This window comes from Peribacillus sp. B2I2 (genome assembly GCF_041261685.1).
GTDB lineage: Bacteria > Bacillota > Bacilli > Bacillales > DSM-1321 > Peribacillus.
Genome location: NZ_JBGCCB010000001.1, coordinates 4,088,451 through 4,107,798, shown reverse-complemented (window position 1 = coordinate 4,107,798; position 19,348 = coordinate 4,088,451). Strand labels below are relative to the sequence as shown.

Below are 19,348 nucleotides of genomic sequence, written 5' to 3'. Positions count from 1 at the left end.
CGTTTATAATAATCAGGAAGGGGTAATTAATAACTAACAGCTACTAAATAAGTCGATTTTTCGGAGGTGTTCCAATGGAGATTATTTTATACGTAAGTGCTGCTGTTGCAGCGATAGCTTTCCTGGTCCTTGTTATTTTCCTGACAAAGGTACTGACATCACTTCAAACAACCCTGGACAGTGTGGCCCGGACGCTGACAGGACTAGAGAGCCAAATGCAGGGCATAACGCTCGAAACTACCCAGCTATTACATAAAACGAATACGTTGGCTGAAGACTTGCAGCAAAAGTCAGAAAACCTGAACACAGTGGTGGATGCCGTGAAGGATGTAGGTACATCCATCTCTAGCTTCAATTCTTCCATCCAAAAGGTTTCTCATAAAGTACAGGCTGAGATTGATAATAATCAAGAACGAATCTCACAAATTGTACAATGGAGTAATGTAGCCATGGAGATTAGGGACAAATGGAAAACCAGAAGCAAACAGGCTGCCCCGACCCCAACTGAAAGGGCGGAGTTAGAAAGGGAAGCACTGGAAACAGATAACCTACCTAAAAAAAGGTTTTTACGTTCTAGATCTTAAAATCTAGTTAAATAAAAATGAACTGAAAATTGAAAGGGGAATGTATTATGACTCAAAAAGAATTTCCGGCAAAGGACTATCAGAAATCATATGAGGACGAACGCGACTCGATCAATTCTAAGGACTTTATGATTGGCGCCTTAATCGGCGGGATGATCGGAGCGGCTACAGCTTTGTTCATGGCTCCGAAAACAGGCAAGGAATTAAGGAATGATTTCAATGAACAAGCTAAAAACATTTCAGAGAAAACAGAAAAATTAAGACAAACCGCGATGGAAAAAGGAACAGTGCTTGCTGATACTGCAAAAGAAAAAACAAGCTCTGTCACGGAAATCGTTTCAACTAAATCTTCAGATATCGTCAATAAAGTGAAAAGCTTGAAAACGGGAAAAGAAAACGGCAACGCGGCTGATGATACGACAAATTCGAGCAATAAAGATATAGATGTAACGGGAACTTCCGATTCTCCTATCGTATCCGTTGAAACGAATTTTGCTAACGGCAACGACCTGGAAAATAACCCTGCCGATCCTACAAGCGGTAACAAGAATACGGCAAAATTAAAACTCGATGAAACGAAAAAGGCATTTGATGAAACAGAGAATAACCTTAAAAAATAAACTCTTACATTCCTTTGATGGGGATGAAGAGGCATGAAGGTACGAAGAATAAGGCGGTGAAGTGCTTCGATGGCTTCATCGCCTTTTTGATGGTAAAATTTATATGTACAAGAAAAGGAGATGTATTATGACGATTACCAAGATTGAAGCAGAAGAACAATTCAATGAGCTTTTAAAAGAGGATACATTCCTACTTTTCAAGCATAGCGTAACATGCCCGGTCAGTGCTGAAGCATATGAACAATATGAGAAGTACATCTTGGAAAACGAACAACTTAAAACGGCCTATTTAGCCGTTCAGGAAGCTCGTCCACTATCCAATTATGTGGCAGAAACATTTGATATCAAACATCAATCACCTCAGGCCATCCTTTTTAAAAGTGGAAAACCGGCCTGGAATGAATCTCATTGGCGGATTACATATGATTCATTGAGCAAGGCCATTACTGAATGATTGATTAAGGCCGGATCCCTTAGGTAAGGGATCCGGCCTTTTATTATTCCATCATTCATGGGTCAGGGGATTTTTTATCGATCTCCGGGGGAAACCTTTTCTTGAAAGGATGTTAATAACGCTGGGAGTTGAGGAACCTGTAACTCAAAATTTTTCGCCGAATACCGCTATACCGTTTCTGGAGATCTCTCAGAATGCTCTTAGATAAAATATCAATTATATTATAGCTTTCCTGTTCTATTTCCAATATAATTCCTACAACGGATCGTGTTCCAATAGCTAGTGCAAATCGTTTTTCTTACATGGGTAACACCTACTTTTATGCATTTATAACTTTAATGCTTAAAAGCGTTTAATTATTAAAGAAAAATATAGTGACATTTAAGGACACTTCATTTATAATTGATTTAATCATACATGAAATATTCTAAATTTTTCATTGATAAAATAATTGGGGTGGATGATGAGGATCCAGATGGGATTTTCGGGTTAGATTTCCGCTGTACCGATTTCTATTTTAAAAAACGAAGGGATGGATTTGTAATGAGCAACAAAGAGCTTGATGGACTTCGTAATCAACTGGATGATGTGAACATTCAGTTATTACATCTTATTAATCAACGTGCTGAACTTGTACAGGAAATTGGTCGCGTTAAAGAAAAACAAGGTGTTAACCGTTACGATCCGGTCCGTGAAAGAACAATGCTGGATCTTATCGAAGCCAATCATCAAGGACCTCTTGATCTTGGTTCGATTAAACATATTTTCAAAGAAATCTTCAAATTGGGCTTGGAGCTTCAAAAAGATGATCAGAAGAAAACTCTTCTGGTATCAAGAAAACAAAAGGCTGAAGACACTATCATCGACATTAAAGGTGAATTAGTCGGTAACGGGATCCCTAGCTTCGTGTTCGGACCATGTGCCGTTGAATCTTATGAACAGACAGCTGCGGTGGCGGAAGTCATTAAAGCTAAAGGTTTGAAATTGATGCGCGGCGGTGCATTTAAGCCACGTACATCTCCATATGACTTCCAAGGACTTGGTTTGGAAGGCTTACAAATACTTAAACGTGTTGCTGATGAATACGGCTTGGCTGTCATCAGTGAAATCGTGAGTGCTAACGATATCGAAGCGGCGATCGATCATATCGATGTCATCCAAATCGGAGCACGCAACATGCAAAACTTTGACTTGCTAAAAGCGGCAGGTGCCGTAAATAAACCAGTTCTTTTAAAACGTGGACTTGCTGCAACGATTGAAGAGTTCATTCATGCAGCGGAATACATCATGTCACAGGGAAATGGCAACATAATCCTTTGTGAACGCGGTATCCGTACTTACGAAAAAGCAACAAGAAATACACTGGATATCTCCGCTGTACCGATCTTAAAACAAGAAACTCATTTACCGGTCATGGTTGATGTAACGCATTCCACTGGACGTCGCGACCTCTTACTTCCGACGGCTAAAGCGGCTCTTGCAATCGGTGCTGACGGTGTAATGGCAGAAGTGCATCCGGATCCTTCCGTTGCTTTATCGGATTCTGCACAGCAAATGGACTTCAAACAATTTGATGAATTCTATGATGAAATTAAACGTTTGAACTGGGTAACTGTTTAAGCTGGAAAGTCTTTAAAATATCTACTTACGGCCCTTACCATATTGGCAAGGGCTATTTTTAATGGTAAAATACTTGTTTTTGCAGAAAAAGCATCAAAATAAGCACTATTGGATTGCAGGAAAGATTCGACTATCGTATGATAAATAACAAGAATGAGAACTGTTCGGAAGATTGAGTCATACATAAAGAGATATCTATGTGAATTTTATACTTGAATAGGGTATTGAATCTTTGACTGAGAAGAGAGAGGACTGCATTTTTTGTTAGGCAGATCGTTCCTGGAATAATCTTCCTTATAGAGGAAAACGCATAAAAGAATATTTTCCAAAATAATTCGGGTCTTTTATGGGAAAAATGAAAGAAATGGAGGAATGGATGAATGAATAATATAACCATTTATGATGTGGCGCGTGAGGCGAATGTTTCCATGGCCACCGTTTCCCGCGTAGTTAACGGGAATCCAAATGTAAAGCCTGCAACAAGAAAGAAAGTTTCGGATGTGATTGAGAAGTTAGGGTACCGTCCCAATGCAGTGGCAAGGGGTCTTGCAAGCAAGAAAACGACTACAGTCGGGGTCATTATTCCGGATATCTCGAGCATCTTTTTTGCCGAATTGGCACGGGGCATAGAAGATATAGCCACAATGTATAAATACAATATCATTCTAAGCAGTTCTGATGAGAATATAGATAAGGAATTCCATTTGTTGAATACGATGCTTGGAAAACAAGTGGATGGTATCGTATTCATGGGCGGTAACATTTCTGATGAGCATGTCAAAGAGTTTACGAATTCACCGGTTCCAATCGTTCTGGCAGGCTCGGTGGATGAAAGCGGGCAAGTTCCATCGGTTAATATTGATTATGAGGCGGCGGCATTCGACGCAGTGACCTTCTTCGCTAAAAATGGCCACAAGCATATCGCTTTTGTAAGCGGAAACCCTTCCGCGCTGATTAATGAAAAGAAATTGGCTGGTTATAAAAGAGGATTGAAAGAAGCTGGGCTTTCATTTGATGAAAGGTATATTATTGAAGGCGATTATACATATGATTCAGGAATTGAGTCTTTTGAAAAGTCCCTGGAAACTGAAGAGAAACCGACGGCATTCATCGCCGGTGCTGATGAAATGGCGCTTGGAATTGTCCATGCCGCACAGGACAAAGGGTATAATGTACCGGAAGACTTTGAAGTGATCAGCTTCGATAACACGAGATTGACATTGATGGTGCGTCCGCAAATCACGACGATCGTTCAACCATTATATGATATTGGTGCGGTTGCTATGAGGCTTCTGACAAAGTTGATGAATAAAGAACAAGTGGAGGAAGGGCATGAAGTGATCCTGCCACATCGGATTGAAAACCGTCAATCCACGAAATAATCTGTTTTAGAGAGTGTCCCGAGGGCACTCTCTTTTGTTTTTCAAATATATTCACAACCAAAAAAGATCGTTTTTCAACGATCTTTTGGTTAACTTTGGTCATTGCTTGTCGATGTTTTCCTGGAAGACCTGATGGGATAAAGGGCCTTTTCAAGCGTCAGGGCATTCTTCTCGGTAATTTCAGGCTTTCTCGGAATGGGTTCATATATATCCTCCATGTCATCCCACTCGTTTGGTAGCGGAACAGGGGACTCAGGCTGCCAGCATTCAAGCCATTCCTTTGCTAGGGGCCCTGAAATATCATTATTCGTCATTTCAAGCCAGACCCTCGACCAAGCCCTCGGGACGACGCGCCATATATCATATCCCCCGCCGCCTACTGCAATCCACCGGCCCTCACAATACTTATGGGCCATTTCGTGGGCCAACTTTGGTATTTCCCTATAAATCTTCATGGTGGCAGATAAATGGGTGAGCGGATCGTAATAATGGGAGTCGGCTCCGTTTTGCGTTAAAATGACATCCGGTTTGAAGAATTCAATGACCTCTTTAAAGGAAGCGCTGTAGCATTCGAGCCAGGACTCATCTTCAGTGAACGCATCGACCGGGATGTTGAATGAATAGCCGTAGCCTTTTCCTTGACCCCGTTCGTTAATATTGCCGGTGCCGGGAAATAAGTAGCGTCCCGTTTCATGAATGGATAGGGTGCATACATCCGGATCATCATAAAATGACCATTGGACTCCGTCACCATGATGTGCATCGGTATCGACATACAAGACTCTTGCTCCATATTTTTTTTGCAGGTATTTAATCGCGACCGAACTATCGTTATAAATGCAAAAGCCCGAGGCTTTTCCGCGGAAACCGTGATGCAGGCCACCTCCCAGATTAAGTGCGTGCAGGGACTGACCGGTCATGACGGCATCCACTGCCGTCAAGGTACCGCCTACAAGCAAGGCGCTTGCTTCATGCATTCCCGGGAAGATTGGGGTATCTTCTGTTCCGAGCCCATAATTTCCGGCTTTTTCAGGGGGGAGCTTTCCCTGGCCTGCTAATCTGACAGCGTTTACATAATGCTGATCATGGATCAGTTCCAATTCTTCATCGGTGGCCATTCTGGGCTTGATAATTTGATCATCACTGATGGCATGGTGTTTTTTTAGCAAATCCAGCGTGAGTTTAAGACGTTTTTGATTGAACGGATGCTCATCGTTGAATTTATAGGTGAGGAGTTTATCCGAATAGATAAAAAGGGATGCATCATTCATGGGAAATCCCCGGCAGACTAGGCCATAAAACGGTATAGCCTTCTTTCTTCAAATCCTCCACCACCATAAATGGATTCATCGTCTGCACACGAATTACAAGAATCTTATAATCGCTCCCATCTTTATCCGGGTAAACGAGAGTGCTCAGGATATTCGAATTGCGCCTTTTGAAAATATGGGCAATATCATGAAGGGTACCTGCCTTATCCGGGATTTTAATCTCGATTTGGGAACCGGGCTGATTGACTCCTGTCAACTCAACGTATGAATGAAGTAAATCAGAACCGGTTATGATGCCGACTAACTTCCTTCCTTTTAAAATTGGAAGGCAGCTGATATTGTTATCACAAAAAACAGCCCCGATTTCTTCCACGAAATCTAACGGGTGACCTGTGATTATATCCGTTCTCATGATGCTCGATAGTGGTTTTTGTAAATCACTTTTGTATTCTGCGGTGCGGAATATAGAAGGGGCAGCATCCCGTATATCACGGTCGCTGACTAATCCCACAAGTTGAAAGCTGTCATCGACAATGGGGATATGGCGAATTCGCTTCTCCTTGATGATCATGACAGCGCTATGGATTGTATCCGTTGGAGTGAGGGTGATGATATCCTCATTCATTATTGTTTCAACAATCATTTTCCTTCCTCCTCTTTTTCACCTCTTTAATACATATACCGATTCATGAAACGCAATTGGTCGAATTTCTGGATGGATTCGGACGGCACTCTTTTGCCAATACGGGCCATCAGGCAGTTGGCCGGGTGGGAACTGATTTCAGGATCATCCGTTGCAAAGTAGACCAAGCTGCCGGCACTCATCATTTTTTCCATGACCTTGCGATAGTCCCAAATATTCAGCCCTGTCCCTTTCAAGTCCCAATGCCAATAGTATTCAGTGGTGATGATGATGAAGTCTTCAACCGAATCGTCTTCCATGGAAAGGCGGATTAAGTTCTTCCCGACGGAGGCACCCCGGTATTTAGGGATGACCTCGATTGCACCAAGCTCAATCAGATCCTCCATCTCGATTTCCGACCAGCGCTCCAAGGGATCGGGATATAAATAAGTTACATAACCCACGATCGTTTCATTTTCACGGGCGATGAAGATCCTGCCCTCGGGCAAGTCTGCAATCTCTATTAACGCTTTATGCTGCAAAGCAGGCTGGCGAAAGGCGACCAAGTCTTCGTGAAACTCATAAGCGGACATCTTTTCGCCGTTTAACGGCCCCTCGATGATGAGCGTTCCGCTTAATGTCTGCAGTTCCTTGGTATAAAAGGTCTTATTATATTCCATTCTATCACCACCCTCATTATATAGTAATCTTACACTCTCGCATTCCGAAGCATAAGGAGCATTGCTATTAAAACTGAACGAATCGAAAGCCTACATTAATTATACTTAAAAACAAGTGGCATAATTCAGAAAGTTCAAGGCATATATGAATCTTTTGTTACAGTACTTCTCATATACCCGCCATCGCTATGAAGTCATCTTAACTATACCAATATACCTGTGTTTTTCAAAATTAGGCCAAGAAGGAATTTCCCTAATATGGAAGGTTTCAATATTTTAAAAATTGAGATAATTTGTTTCTTATACTATAATGAAAATATAGAGCCGAATAAAGGGGGAGTTTGTCGTATGAATGTGAAAGCGCTGCCAGTAGTGGAAGGTAATTTTAATTTAAAGAATTACGATGAGAAATACAATAAGTTTGACTGGTCTGAGACGGAAAAGGAATTCTCCTGGTCTGAAACCGGTAAAGTGAATCTTGCGTATGAAGCCATTGACCGTCATGTCGAAACATACAAAAAGAACAAAGTCGCCCTTTATTACAAAGACGATAAAAGAAATGAAAAGTATACATTCAAGGAAATGAAAGATTATACGAACCAAGCGGCCAATGTGTTCAAGAACATTGCCAATGTGGAAAAAGGTGATCGTGTTTTCATCTTCATGCCACGCTCCCCGGAGCTTTATTTTGCATTGTTGGGTGCGATTAAAACGGGGGCGGTCGTGGGTCCGTTGTTCGAAGCCTTCATGGAAGGCGCGATAAGGGATCGCCTTGAAGATAGTGAGGCAAGTGTGATAGTGACGACCCCGGAGCTTTTGCCGCGGGTCCCAGTAGAGGAATTACCCCATTTAAAACATATTTTCTTAGTGGGGGAAAATGTAAAAGAAGAAGGAAAGTATCATCACTTCAACAAAAAATTAAAAGAAGCGGACAAAAAATTCGAAATTGAATGGGTGGATCGGAATGACGGACTGATTCTTCACTATACTTCCGGTTCCACGGGAAAACCAAAAGGCGTGCTTCACGTTCATAATGCGATGATCCAGCATTATCAAACGGCAAGATGGGTCCTTGATTTGCAGGAAGAGGACGTGTATTGGTGCACAGCGGATCCTGGATGGGTGACAGGGACGTCTTACGGTATCTTTGGACCGTGGCTGACAGGCACCTCGAATGTCATTGTAGGCGGGCGATTCAAGCCTGAATCCTGGTACAAGACCCTGGAAGACTTCGGTGTCACTGTATGGTATAGTGCCCCGACTGCCTTCAGGATGCTGATGGGCGCAGGTGACGAAATCGTTAAACGGTTCGATTTGAGTTCTCTCCGCCATGTTTTAAGTGTCGGTGAACCGTTGAACCCGGAAGTGGTGCGCTGGGGAATGAAGGTATTCAATCACCGTATCCATGATACATGGTGGATGACGGAGACCGGGGCTCAGGTAATCTGCAATTATCCTTGCCTGGAAATCAAACCGGGCTCGATGGGTAAACCGATTCCGGGTGTGAAAGCGGCAATAGTGGATGATCAGGGCAACGAGCTTCCTCCGCATAGAATGGGGAACCTTGCCATCAAGAAAGGATGGCCTTCGATGATGAAGACCATCTGGAAGAATGAATCAAAATATGAATCTTATTTTATGCCGGGTGATTGGTATGTTTCTGGAGATTCCGCTTATATGGATGAAGAGGGGTATTTCTGGTTCCAAGGCCGGGTTGATGATGTCATCATGACGGCAGGGGAAAGAGTCGGACCTTTCGAAGTGGAAAGCAAGTTGGTCGAGCATCCGGCCGTAGCTGAAGCAGGGGTCATCGGTAAGCCGGACCCAGTTCGGGGAGAAATAATCAAAGCGTTTATCGCCCTCCGTGACGGATACGATGCAAACGATGAGCTGATTGAAGAAATTCGTCAATTTGTAAAGAATGGTCTCGCAGCACATGCGGCGCCGCGTGAAATTGAATTCAGGGATAAGCTTCCTAAAACAAGGAGCGGAAAAATCATGCGCCGTGTCTTGAAAGCTTGGGAACTTGATCTGCCAACTGGTGATTTATCCTCGATGGAGGATTGAAAAGCTGAGTCATACTGATTATTGAGAAGGTAAAAAGGCATCCATGTCATTGCATGGATGCCTTTTTGGGAGTTTGGGTCATTCGCCAAACCAGTGTGGGAGATTAAATAAAACAGGCTGCGGAGTCATCCACGACAGCCTGTTTTACTTCAAAAGAGTGTCATTCTTCCTCTTCTTCAGCTTTATCCGTGTCCTGTTCTTTATCGTTGACTGTGTTTTGATCTTTGTCGGTTTCCGGATCTTCTTTATCTGTATTGTCTTTGTTTTGCTCTTTATCTTGATCTAGCTCTTTATCTTGCTCTTTTTCTATTACTTTATCTTGCTCTTTTTCTATTACTTTTTCCTTTTCTGGTGTAACGTTCACTTCTTTTGAGTCTGGTTTTTTATCTTCGTTTGTTATTTTATCTTTTCCTTGAGCATCTTTATTTTTTGTGGAATCTTCTTTTGAAACTTTCTTTGTAGAGCCGCTTTCAACACGTTGAGAAGGGGCTGATTCTTTACCGACTATGTCCACGGCCGTTACATAATAAGAACCGCCTGAGCCGACTTTGTAAACAAGATTCTCCCCAGCATTGATGCTCGCGACTTTTTTGCCGTCTTTATAGACACGATAACCGACGACATCACCTTCATGATGCAGCCCCCATGTAATCCTATCGTTACTTTTTGTTATGGATAGGGCATCCGGTGCTTTGCCATTATCATTCAATTTCGCTGTCGCCCCGACGACATTTCCTGATTTTTCGGCTCCGGGAATCACGGATCCCGGGTCAACGACATATCTCAATCCGATATCTGCAAATGAATCTGGATTCAACATGAACCCGCCGCTTGTGAATTCGCCAGGCGTTTGCGGAAGGGCTGCGTAGCGTTTGCTGCCGACTGATACATATTGTCCATCTATGAAACTATCATCCGCCCTGGATGGAGCATATTTCGCGATGAATAAATCCGATTTGACAAGCCCGGCCTTTTGGCATGAGCTTGAAGGCAGCAGTCCTGAAACGCCACAGAAGGAACGGCTGACAATTCCGCCCGGCATTTCAAATCGCTTATCGGGGTCGATGAGTTTAGGGTCGACTTTATATGCGGCATTGATCAGATCTGCCCAATAATACATATTACGTTTATTATATTCAAGACCATTATAGGTCCCTTGCAAGGATTTCGGCTTGTCATAACCGAGCCATGTCCCGAACGATACATTCGGGTTGCTGGCTACAAACCAGGCATCCCAATAGTTTTGTGAAGTACCGGTTTTACCTGCCCAATCGCTTGAGAAGGCAAGGCGGTTCCTGACTGAGGCCGCCGTCCCGCTGTTTATGACATCACGCATCATATCAAGCGTCAGGTAAGCGGCTTGCGGAGAGAAAACATCCACTGGTTTCACTTTATGCTGATAGATGACTTTGCCATCTTTCGAAACGATTTTATCGATCATATAAGCATCGATGAATTCTCCTGAATTGGCAAAAGTGCCATATGCATTGACGTTTTCTTCAACGGTTACACCTTTTTCCATCGCACCTAATGACATGGCAAGATTGGAGTAATCCCCTTTCGTCACGGTGGAGAAGCCCATTTTTTCCAAATACGAAGCCGGGCTCAGGTTGATGATTTTCTTGTAAAAGAGCGCTGCCGGGATGTTATAGGAATTCTTCAGGGCCTCGCGGGCAGTCGATACTCCCGTATAGCTGCCGCCGCCATAGTTTCCTGGACTCCACGGTTTGCCGCCTGTTGGAATGGAGATTGGCACGTTGGCCGATACGCTGCCAGGCGAGATCTTGCCTAGCTCGATGCCTGGACCATATATCACCAGCGGCTTCATCGTTGATCCGTTCGAGCGCAATGATGCGGTGGCGTGGTTCGTCTGTTCCCGCTTGAAATCACGCCCGCCTACGAAACTGATGATTTTCCCTGTTTTATTCTCGATAAGAATCGCTCCGGCCTCTACGGGCTGGCTCACGGTCTTCATTTCCTTCGTATCCGGGTCGGGGACTTGCGCCAGTTTATCGTACCCGAAATTCGGATAGTTTTTCGTTACTTCCTGCATCTTGTCATAAATCTTTTTGTTGACGGTCGTATAAACCTTATAGCCATTTTGGCGCAGCTTACGGTCGGCAAGTGCTAGATATTGAGCTTTTAAATCATCATTCTTTAAATCTTTCTCTTCATATCCATCTTCTTTTGCCAGACTGACAGATAGGATTTCGATGGAGCGTTTTTCGATTTCATAGGTGAGCCATGGATATTTCTCGGATGGCATCTCCGTTTTGCCGATAAAGTCTTTTGTAATGTCGTATGCGTTTGCTTTATCATATTCTGCTTTTGTTATGTACCCGTTACTATACATCCGCTTTAAAACGGTTTTCATCCGGTTGATGCCGGGCTCTTGATTTTCCTTCAATTTTCCTTTCTGGGTATATGGTGTATATCCGAAAGGGCTTTGCGGCAATCCAGCGATAAAGGCTGATTGGGGCAGTGTCAGATCTTTGGCCTCCACGCCAAAAATACCTTCAGCGGCGGACTCGACCCCGGCGATGTTACGGCCTGAAGAGTTTCGTCCCAAAGTGGAGACGTTTAAGTACGTTTCCAAAATCTCTTCTTTTTCAAAGAACTTTTCGACCCGGAGCGCAAGAAGAATTTCTTTGGCTTTCCGGTCAAACGAAACTTCGTTGGTCAGGACCTGGTTTTTAATGAGCTGCTGTGTTAATGTACTTCCTCCCGATTGGACGGTTGCATTCGAAAATTCCTGGTAAATCGCACGCAGGATGGCTTTCGGGACAACCCCGTCATGCTCATAAAAATACTCATCTTCGGTAGCGATGACTGCATTTTTAAGATGCTCGGAAACTTTATCGATGGACACTTCCTCACGCTCAAGGTCACTCTTAAGCTTGCCCAAGTATACTTCATCTGCAAAGTATACTTCAGAGGTCTCTTCATAATTGTAAATGTCTTTTTTCAAATCTTCTTTTGAGCGTACTGGCTCATCATTGACGAGGGCAGCGAAATAGCCGGCTCCGACGCCGCCGGCGAATGAGAATCCTAGGATCCCGACAATAATGAGGATCAGTGTTAAATTCCAAATGACTTGGTATGTAACCCGCGCGTTCTTATGTGTTTTTTCACTTTGGAAAAAACGGGTCAGCTGCTTCCAGACTGTTTGAAATCTATCTTTTTGATTATTATTCATCGTATCATACCCCCTGAAATCACATATATTATAGCATATAACAGGTAGGGGAAAGGGCATCTTTCATATTTTTCTATAATCTGTAAGGGTGATGTTGACAAGGATTCTTATGTATGATAAAAGTTTATTAACAACAATAAAATGATTAAATGATCGCGATGATAGGACCCAGTAGTCAGACTATCCCTGTTTCAGAGAGCCGGTGGTTAGTGGAAATCGGTACAAATGGTATGATGAATTACTTCCTGGAGCATTTGCTGTGAAATGATTAGTAGCAGGAAACGGCTGACGACCGTTATTCGTCTTGAGCGGAGGGCATATTATGTCCTCAAGTTGGGTGGTACCGCGAATTTATTCGTCCCTTCATATTTATGAAGGGGCGTTTTTGTGTGCTTTTTGCGGGTTTTTTCTAAGATGGAGGAGGAATATTTAATGGAATTGCTTAAAGACCTCGAGTGGAGAGGAATTATTTATCAACAAACGGATGAAGAAGGTTTTAAGAACCTTTTGGAAAAAGAGAAAATTTCTTTATACTGTGGTGTCGATCCAACTGCGGATAGCATGCACATCGGTCATCTATTGCCATTCTTGACATTGCGCCGTTTCCAGCAGCACGGTCATCGTCCCCTTGTGCTGGTAGGCGGTGCGACAGGACTCATCGGTGATCCTAGCGGTAAAAAAGAGGAACGCCAGCTGCAAACGCTGGAAAAAGTGCTCTATAATGCCGACTGCCTAAAAGGGCAGCTATCCCACATCTTTGAATTCGACGGTGAAAATGGTGCGGTCATGGTCAATAACTATGACTGGATAGGCAAAATCGATATGGTTACGTTCTTGCGAGATTACGGAAAATACATCGGCATTAACTACATGCTGGCAAAAGATACGGTTGCTTCCCGCTTGGATACGGGAATTTCCTTCACTGAATTTGCGTACACGATTTTACAAGGAATTGATTTCGGTCATTTATACAGCAATTACAACTGTAAATTGCAAATAGGCGGCAGTGATCAATGGGGCAACATTACGACCGGCCTTGAAATGATCAGGAAATCCAATGATGAGAATGCCAAAGCATTCGGTATGACGATCCCGCTCGTAACGAAAGCGGATGGAACGAAATTCGGTAAAACGGAAGGTGGGGCTATCTGGCTTGATCCGGAAAAAACGACTCCTTACGAATTTTACCAATTCTGGATTAACACAGCGGATGCTGATGTCGTAAAATACTTGAAATTCTTCACATTCCTATCACGTGAGGCGATTGAGGAGTTAGAGCAATCCGTACAGTCCGAACCGCATTTGCGTAAAGCGCAAAAAGCTTTAGGGGAAGAAATGACCCGTTTGATTCATGGTCAGGAAGCTCTTGACCAAGCAATCAAAATCTCTGCCGCCCTATTCAGCGGTGAGGTGAAGAATTTAAGTGCAGCGGAAATCAAATTGGGCTTTAAAGATGTCCCTTCCTTCGATCGTGAAAGCAAGGAAGACATCGGTTTGGTCGATTTAATCGTTGAAGCGAAAATTTCGCCATCAAAGCGTCAAGCCCGTGAAGATATTCAAAATGGGGCAATCTCCATAAATGGGGAGAAAGTGACTGACCTGCAATATGTAGTGACCGAAGCTGCCAAGATTGAAGGGGAGTTCATCCTCGTTCGTCGCGGCAAGAAGAAATACACATTAGTGAAATGATTGTTCAAAGCCCGGCTGAATCCCAGCCGGGCTTTGTCATGCGCTAAAGTGTTTACATGCGAAAAAAAACCCCATCCAAGGATGGGGTTTTCGAAGTTATTAACGAGAGTAGAACTCAACGATAAGAGCTTCGTTAATTTCAGCAGGCAATTCAGAACGTTCTGGTAAACGAGTGAAAGTACCTTCTAATTTCTCAGCATCGAAAGTAAGGAAATCAGGAACGAAGTTAGTTGCTTCAACTGATTCTTTAATGATTGAGAAGTTGCGTGATTTTTCACGAACTGAGATAGTTTGTCCAAGAGACACTTTGTAAGATGGAATGTCTACGCGGCTTCCGTCTACAGTGATGTGACCGTGGTTAACAAGTTGACGTGCTTGACGACGTGTACGAGCTAAACCAAGACGGTAAACTAGGTTGTCAAGACGTGATTCAAGAAGAACCATGAAGTTTTCACCATGTACACCTTTAAGTTTGCCAGCACGGTCGAACATTGAACGGAATTGACGTTCAGTGATTCCGTACATGTGACGAAGTTTTTGTTTCTCTTGTAGTTGCATTCCGTATTCAGAAATTTTTCTACGTTGGTTAGGACCATGTTGTCCTGGAGCATAAGGACGTTTTTCTAATTCTTTACCAGTACCTGTTAGGGAAATTCCTAAACGACGGGATAGTTTCCAGCTTGGGCCAGTATAACGAGCCATAGGATGACTCCTCCTTTAAATGTTTTTATTTTGGTAAAATAAAAACCGTGTGAATGTACGATCATGACCATTTTGTTTTCATGTACCTTCGCCCTAGCAGCAGAGAGTTACGAGATACACCTCTGTATTGAGGAACAAAATGAGAACATAAAGGCTGTCACATAGGCTGCAATATTTTACACAAGGAGTATTGTATAATATTCTGCTCATTGAGTCAAGGACAGTTACGATTAATTAACGGAAAAGGTGAAAGAGAATAGTAGATGGGAAAATACAATATATTTATATTGCCATGAAACAGAGGGGACATGTACATGGGGTCCTGTAATGTTCAAAAGGGAGTAGGCGAGGATCGCCGCTCCCTTGAACTTTATAAATGTCTGGAAAGGATTTCAGCGAACTTCTCCAGTCCTTGCTGATCGATTTCGTCAAATCGGTCCGTGACCGGGCTGTCGATATCGAGTACTCCGAACAATTTGCCATCCTTCATGAGCGGTATGACAATTTCAGATCTTGATGCCGCATCGCAGGCGATATGTCCAGGGAATTGGTGGACATCCTCGATGCGCAAGGTTTTTTCAGTTGCCGCTGAAGTCCCGCATACACCCTTACCCATTGGGATGCGGACACAGGCTGGAAGTCCCTGGAAGGGTCCCAGTATTAATTGGCCTTCTTCGTATAAATAAAAGCCAACCCAATTAATCTCATCGAGAAACTGATTAAGTAAAGCTGCCGCATTGCTTAAATTGGCTATCCGGTTGGTTTCATCCTCGATTAAGGCTAAAAGTTGTTTTTGGACCAGTTCATAATTTTTTTCTTTTTTTCCTTGATACATTTCGACATTAAACAAAAGCGTTCACCTGTCTTCCGCATTTTTTTACAGCACTTTCTAATCATGTTGCTTCATTGTTGGGAAATTGTCGAGAACTTACTAAAGGATTCAGGCTCTTCCTTGCAGAAATAGTCCACAAGACTTGTCTCAAAGAAAGCGAGGGATTGCCTAAATGAATCGCCAGACGCCAACGAAACAAGCCATTGTGGAAGCAGCACTGCATTTATTTCATTTAAAGGGCTATCATGCGACATCCATACGGGATATAGCGAATAAAGCGAAAGTGAACGCTGCCAATATTGCCTACTATTTCAAGAATAAGCAGGGATTGCTTGAATTCTGTTTCACTTCCTATTTAGAAGAGTATATCCTGGTCCTTGAGACGAACATGACACTGCTGGAGCTTAAAGGCCCGCAGCATTGCTTGATGAATCTAGTAAAGGATATTCTCACTTTCCAGAGGGAAAACTTCCTGGCTGCACGGTTCATATATGGGGAATCTTCACTCGATTCCAATTTAAACCGGGAAATTCATTCGACTTATTTTACAAAGGAAAAATCTTATTTTCAATATGTTTTGGAACAAGGAATTAAGAGCAGGAGTTTCCAGCAGGTCTCCATTCCCATGTATATGCTGCAGTTGAAGGGCCTGCTGACAGCTCCTGTCCTGCATACCCATTATGCGATGGATGTGCTGCATGTGTTCCCGCAGGAAGCCTATTACACGAATATTTATGCCAATGAAGTCGGGCGTTTCCTGCAAGATACCCTTTTCATTGCAGAAGACCTGCAGCCACTGTTAGCGGGCCGGCCTGTGTATACATGAGCTACCCATTGAAAGCTGCAATCAGTGCCTGATAGCCCTGACCCAAATCTTTAGCCTGATGGGCATCGGAACCGTAAATGAGCGGAATGCCGAGATCGAATGCACGCTTAGCAAACCGTTCTGGAGGATAGGGCTCACCGCAAAGCGGCTTTACAAGCCCGGCGCCATTATAATCAAGTTCATACTTTTGTTCCTTGATCATGTCCAGCACCTTGTAAACGCGGTCGTCAAAACTTAATGCTGGTGGATATCGATGCTGGAATTTATGGACAAGCGTAATATGCCCGATCCGTTTAGGTTTATAAATGCCTAAATCAGCTTTTATCGATTTTTCCAGTGTATCGAAATATTTGGCATACACCGATTCGACTGAACCTAGTTCATTTACGATCTCACCAAACCCATTTTCGCTGAAATCGAGGCAATGCCAACTGCTTAGATGCTTGATGAAGTGGACGGAAAGTATACTATCATCAAGGAATTCTCCGATTTCGTCGAGGAATTCTTTTGTTTCTTTTTCATAACCCTCTATAAAGTCAACCTCTAGACCACTTTTGATCAGGATTTTGTCTTTATAGCGTTCTTTCAGTACGCGGAGCTCCTGAAAGTAATCCAGGAGCAGGGCAGCGTCCATACCGCTGTCTTTTTCAGGCGTAGGATCTTGAAAATCTCGTGGCAAGGGAGCATGTTCCGTAAATGTGATTTCCTTTAATCCTAGCTCGATTCCCCGCGTAATATATTCATCGAATCTATCCGTAGAGCCGTGAGGGCAAAACGGAGTATGCACATGACCGTCAACTTTCATGGTCCTTCCCTCCCAAAAAACAGGTATTTGTAGCAATTTTCTACAAAAAAATCATTTTTGTCGTCAAAAATTATTGCTAACATGGTATCATAAAAGCATTAAATTTAACATTTTTATAATTGATATATAAACGAGCAAGACTGTAAGGACTAGAACAGGGGGCTTACCATGGAGTACATACTTGGGGTAATTGTATTAATTTTGATTTTCATCATTTGGGGTTATTTTTTCAAAAAGAGATATTTTAAAGAAATCGATAAACTGGAATCCTGGAAAATAAGCATCATGCACCGCCCCGTGCTGGAGGAGCTTTCTAAAGTCAAACAATTGAACATGACAGGTGAAACAGAAGAAATGTTCGAAAACTGGCGCATTGAATGGGACGCTATCATTACGGACCATATGCCGGAAGTCGAAGTGCTTTTATTCGATGCCGAGGAATTCGTCGATAAGTACCGTTTCAGCCGATCAAAAGAGGTACAGCGCAAAATTACAGTCAAGCTGAATGAAGTCGAGGAAATGATCAAAAAGATCCTTTATGAATTGAATGAACTCGTAGGCAGTGAGGAAAAGAATCGATTGGAAATTGAGGATATTAAGGAATCCTACCGACAATTGAAGAAATCCCTGCTTGCGCACAGGCATAATTACGGGAAAGCGGCTGATAAGCTGGAAAATTCCTTGGATGAAGTATTGCTGATCCTTCAGAAGTATGAAGAAGAGACTGTGAACGGGAATTATTTGAATGCGAGGGAGCTTGTCCTTTCCATTAAGGAAAAATTAGCGGTCTTGTCCGTTAAAATGGAAATGCTCCCAAAATTATTGGTTGACAGTCAATCCGAGCTTCATTCCCAGCTTCATGAATTGAAGGATGGATATGAGGAGATGTCAGGTCAGGGGTATATGCTGAGCCATATCCAATTCGAGCAGGAAATATCACGGCTTGAAGAAGAACTTGACCTATATAAAACACAGTTGGAAAATGCCGAAACGGAAGCTGTGGATAAAGGTATTAAAGATATGCGCGAAAGCATTGAGGTGCTTTATGACCTTTTGGAGAAAGAAGTGCTTTCAAAACAGTATGTCTTGAAAAATGATGAAGTCCTCAGGAAAACGATAAGTGACCTAGAATATGAAAACGATAAACTTAAAGTAGAAACCATCCATGTTCAACATACGTATCATCTAACGGAAAATGAGCTCGATGCACAACGGAAAATGGAAAAGCAGATTGCCCAGATTTCGAAACGCCATCAATTGCTTGTCTTGAAGATGGAGGATAATGTGATGGCAAGCTCGCTTATCAGCGAAGAGATGCAGGGACTGGCTGTGCAGTTGAATGAATTACAGGAAAATCAGAAAGACTTTACCGTTAAATTACAGGCTTTACGAAAAGATGAAATGGATGCCAGGGATTCACTGGCCGAATTGAAACGCAAAATGGTCGATACTGGCCGATTAATTGCAAAAAGCAATATTCCAGGTCTTCCCGAAGACTATAAAGTGGTGCTTCAGGATGCCAAAGAAAGCATGGATGACGTTCAGGGGAAACTTGAAGAAAAACCGCTTGATATGGCCGCTGTTTATATTTATTTAGAAAAAGCGGTCCAACAGGTGAATAAGGTCCACGAAAAAGCCCATGAATTGATCGAGCATATGTATTTGGCCGAAAAAGTGATCCAATTCGGAAATCGTTATCGCAGCAGTCACGATATAGTTGCCGAGAGTCTCAGGGAAGCGGAAGCGAAATTTCGAAGCTATGAATATCAAGCTGCATTGGAAACGGCCGCCACGGCCATTGAAAAGGTCGACCCGGGAAGTTTAAGTAAAATTGGAGCGAACATAGAAGAAGTCCTATCCTGAAAACCCGCCATGGCGGGTTTTTTCTTTTACCGGATCCTGAATTAGTTTACTTCCGATAGCGTGGGAAGTTGAATATTCTGCAAGAATCAAAAGGAGGCAGGTCTCCTTTCATTCATGGACCAGTGTTTTACATTC

16 protein-coding genes and 1 other annotated feature are annotated in these 19,348 nt (G+C 42.9%); of the genes, 9 read left to right on the top strand and 7 right to left on the bottom strand.

The features are described from left to right. Positions 1–74 precede the first annotated feature (74 nt). The 5 genes from ABIE66_RS20270 (at position 75) to ccpA (ending at position 4,660) form a co-directional block, all read left to right on the top strand. On the top strand, positions 75–584 hold the full coding sequence (locus ABIE66_RS20270) for a DUF948 domain-containing protein (RefSeq protein WP_289326045.1): 510 nt from the start codon (positions 75–77) through the stop codon (positions 582–584). A 47-nt stretch (positions 585–631) separates the two neighbouring features. Further along, entirely contained in the window at positions 632–1,204 is a 573-nt protein-coding gene (locus ABIE66_RS20265; protein ID WP_289326044.1) for a YtxH domain-containing protein, read from the top strand. Positions 1,205–1,331: 127 nt separating this feature from the next. Continuing rightward, positions 1,332–1,658, top strand: a complete 327-nt coding sequence (gene ytxJ, locus ABIE66_RS20260) for a bacillithiol system redox-active protein YtxJ (RefSeq protein WP_289326043.1) — start codon at positions 1,332–1,334, stop codon at positions 1,656–1,658. Between the two features lie 543 nt (positions 1,659–2,201). Further along, positions 2,202–3,278, top strand: coding sequence for a bifunctional 3-deoxy-7-phosphoheptulonate synthase/chorismate mutase (locus tag ABIE66_RS20255; protein ID WP_289315328.1), 1,077 nt, complete (start codon positions 2,202–2,204; stop codon positions 3,276–3,278). Positions 3,279–3,658: 380 nt separating this feature from the next. Beyond that, positions 3,659–4,660, top strand: coding sequence for a catabolite control protein A (gene ccpA / locus ABIE66_RS20250; protein WP_289315329.1), 1,002 nt, complete (start codon positions 3,659–3,661; stop codon positions 4,658–4,660). Between the two features lie 89 nt (positions 4,661–4,749). On the opposite strand, the gene ABIE66_RS20245 is transcribed toward ccpA, so the two are convergent. From ABIE66_RS20245 to ABIE66_RS20235, 3 genes are read right to left on the bottom strand one after another with little or no spacing between them, the layout of a single operon-like run. After that, positions 4,750–5,931, bottom strand: coding sequence for an acetoin utilization protein AcuC (locus ABIE66_RS20245; RefSeq protein WP_370016066.1), 1,182 nt, complete (start codon positions 5,929–5,931; stop codon positions 4,750–4,752). Continuing rightward, on the bottom strand, positions 5,924–6,574 hold the full coding sequence (locus ABIE66_RS20240; protein WP_370016065.1) for an acetoin utilization AcuB family protein: 651 nt from the start codon (positions 6,572–6,574) through the stop codon (positions 5,924–5,926). Before ABIE66_RS20240 ends, ABIE66_RS20245 begins: the two co-directional genes overlap by 8 nt. 26 nt (positions 6,575–6,600) lie before the next feature. Next, on the bottom strand, positions 6,601–7,233 hold the full coding sequence (locus ABIE66_RS20235) for a GNAT family N-acetyltransferase (RefSeq protein WP_370016064.1): 633 nt from the start codon (positions 7,231–7,233) through the stop codon (positions 6,601–6,603). 348 nt (positions 7,234–7,581) lie between these two features. Here ABIE66_RS20235 and acsA point away from each other — a divergent pair, with 348 nt between their 5' ends. Beyond that, entirely contained in the window at positions 7,582–9,300 is a 1,719-nt protein-coding gene (acsA, locus tag ABIE66_RS20230; protein WP_370016063.1) for an acetate--CoA ligase, read from the top strand. Between the two features lie 160 nt (positions 9,301–9,460). Here the strand turns inward: acsA and ABIE66_RS20225 are convergent, their stop codons facing one another. After that, positions 9,461–12,496, bottom strand: a complete 3,036-nt coding sequence (locus ABIE66_RS20225) for a transglycosylase domain-containing protein (RefSeq protein ID WP_370016062.1) — start codon at positions 12,494–12,496, stop codon at positions 9,461–9,463. A 149-nt stretch (positions 12,497–12,645) separates the two neighbouring features. Further along, positions 12,646–12,862, top strand: a binding site (T-box leader). Positions 12,863–12,928: 66 nt separating this feature from the next. On the opposite strand from ABIE66_RS20225, the gene tyrS reads away from it, so the two are divergent. Further along, positions 12,929–14,185: a tyrosine--tRNA ligase gene (gene tyrS / locus ABIE66_RS20220; protein ID WP_370016061.1), complete on the top strand. Its 1,257-nt coding sequence runs from the start codon at positions 12,929–12,931 to the stop codon at positions 14,183–14,185. A gap of 99 nt (positions 14,186–14,284) precedes the next feature. Here tyrS and rpsD read toward each other — a convergent pair whose 3' ends face one another. Next, entirely contained in the window at positions 14,285–14,887 is a 603-nt protein-coding gene (rpsD, locus tag ABIE66_RS20215; protein WP_057276730.1) for a 30S ribosomal protein S4, read from the bottom strand. 370 nt (positions 14,888–15,257) lie between these two features. Then, a complete protein-coding gene (locus tag ABIE66_RS20210; protein ID WP_289326037.1) occupies positions 15,258–15,737 on the bottom strand; it encodes a GAF domain-containing protein in 480 nt (159 codons plus the stop codon). Positions 15,738–15,891: 154 nt separating this feature from the next. Between ABIE66_RS20210 and refZ the strand changes: the two genes are divergently transcribed. Further along, positions 15,892–16,545, top strand: a complete 654-nt coding sequence (gene refZ, locus ABIE66_RS20205) for a forespore capture DNA-binding protein RefZ (protein WP_289326036.1) — start codon at positions 15,892–15,894, stop codon at positions 16,543–16,545. Between the two features lies 1 nt (position 16,546). On the opposite strand, the gene hisJ is transcribed toward refZ, so the two are convergent. After that, positions 16,547–17,350 (bottom strand): histidinol-phosphatase HisJ, encoded by an 804-nt coding sequence (hisJ, locus tag ABIE66_RS20200; RefSeq protein ID WP_370016060.1) that lies wholly within the window; start codon positions 17,348–17,350, stop codon positions 16,547–16,549. Positions 17,351–17,518: 168 nt separating this feature from the next. On the opposite strand from hisJ, the gene ezrA reads away from it, so the two are divergent. Beyond that, positions 17,519–19,213 (top strand): septation ring formation regulator EzrA, encoded by a 1,695-nt coding sequence (gene ezrA, locus ABIE66_RS20195; RefSeq protein ID WP_370016059.1) that lies wholly within the window; start codon positions 17,519–17,521, stop codon positions 19,211–19,213. Positions 19,214–19,348: the final 135 nt, after the last annotated feature.

Bases quoted from the DNA above. Each gene is read 5' to 3' on its own strand.
- ccpA (WP_289315329.1), top strand. From the start codon at position 3,659: ATGAATAATATAACCATTTATGATGTGGCGCGTGAGGCGAATGTTTCC.
- rpsD (WP_057276730.1), bottom strand. From the start codon at position 14,887: ATGGCTCGTTATACTGGCCCAAGCTGGAAACTATCCCGTCGTTTAGGA.
- ABIE66_RS20270 (WP_289326045.1), top strand. From the start codon at position 75: ATGGAGATTATTTTATACGTAAGTGCTGCTGTTGCAGCGATAGCTTTC.
- ABIE66_RS20240 (WP_370016065.1), bottom strand. From the start codon at position 6,574: ATGATTGTTGAAACAATAATGAATGAGGATATCATCACCCTCACTCCA.
- tyrS (WP_370016061.1), top strand. From the start codon at position 12,929: ATGGAATTGCTTAAAGACCTCGAGTGGAGAGGAATTATTTATCAACAA.
- ezrA (WP_370016059.1), top strand. From the start codon at position 17,519: ATGGAGTACATACTTGGGGTAATTGTATTAATTTTGATTTTCATCATT.
- ABIE66_RS20225 (WP_370016062.1), bottom strand. From the start codon at position 12,496: ATGAATAATAATCAAAAAGATAGATTTCAAACAGTCTGGAAGCAGCTG.
- ABIE66_RS20255 (WP_289315328.1), top strand. From the start codon at position 2,202: ATGAGCAACAAAGAGCTTGATGGACTTCGTAATCAACTGGATGATGTG.
- acsA (WP_370016063.1), top strand. From the start codon at position 7,582: ATGAATGTGAAAGCGCTGCCAGTAGTGGAAGGTAATTTTAATTTAAAG.
- refZ (WP_289326036.1), top strand. From the start codon at position 15,892: ATGAATCGCCAGACGCCAACGAAACAAGCCATTGTGGAAGCAGCACTG.
- ABIE66_RS20235 (WP_370016064.1), bottom strand. From the start codon at position 7,233: ATGGAATATAATAAGACCTTTTATACCAAGGAACTGCAGACATTAAGC.
- ABIE66_RS20245 (WP_370016066.1), bottom strand. From the start codon at position 5,931: ATGAATGATGCATCCCTTTTTATCTATTCGGATAAACTCCTCACCTAT.
- ytxJ (WP_289326043.1), top strand. From the start codon at position 1,332: ATGACGATTACCAAGATTGAAGCAGAAGAACAATTCAATGAGCTTTTA.
- ABIE66_RS20265 (WP_289326044.1), top strand. From the start codon at position 632: ATGACTCAAAAAGAATTTCCGGCAAAGGACTATCAGAAATCATATGAG.
- hisJ (WP_370016060.1), bottom strand. From the start codon at position 17,350: ATGAAAGTTGACGGTCATGTGCATACTCCGTTTTGCCCTCACGGCTCT.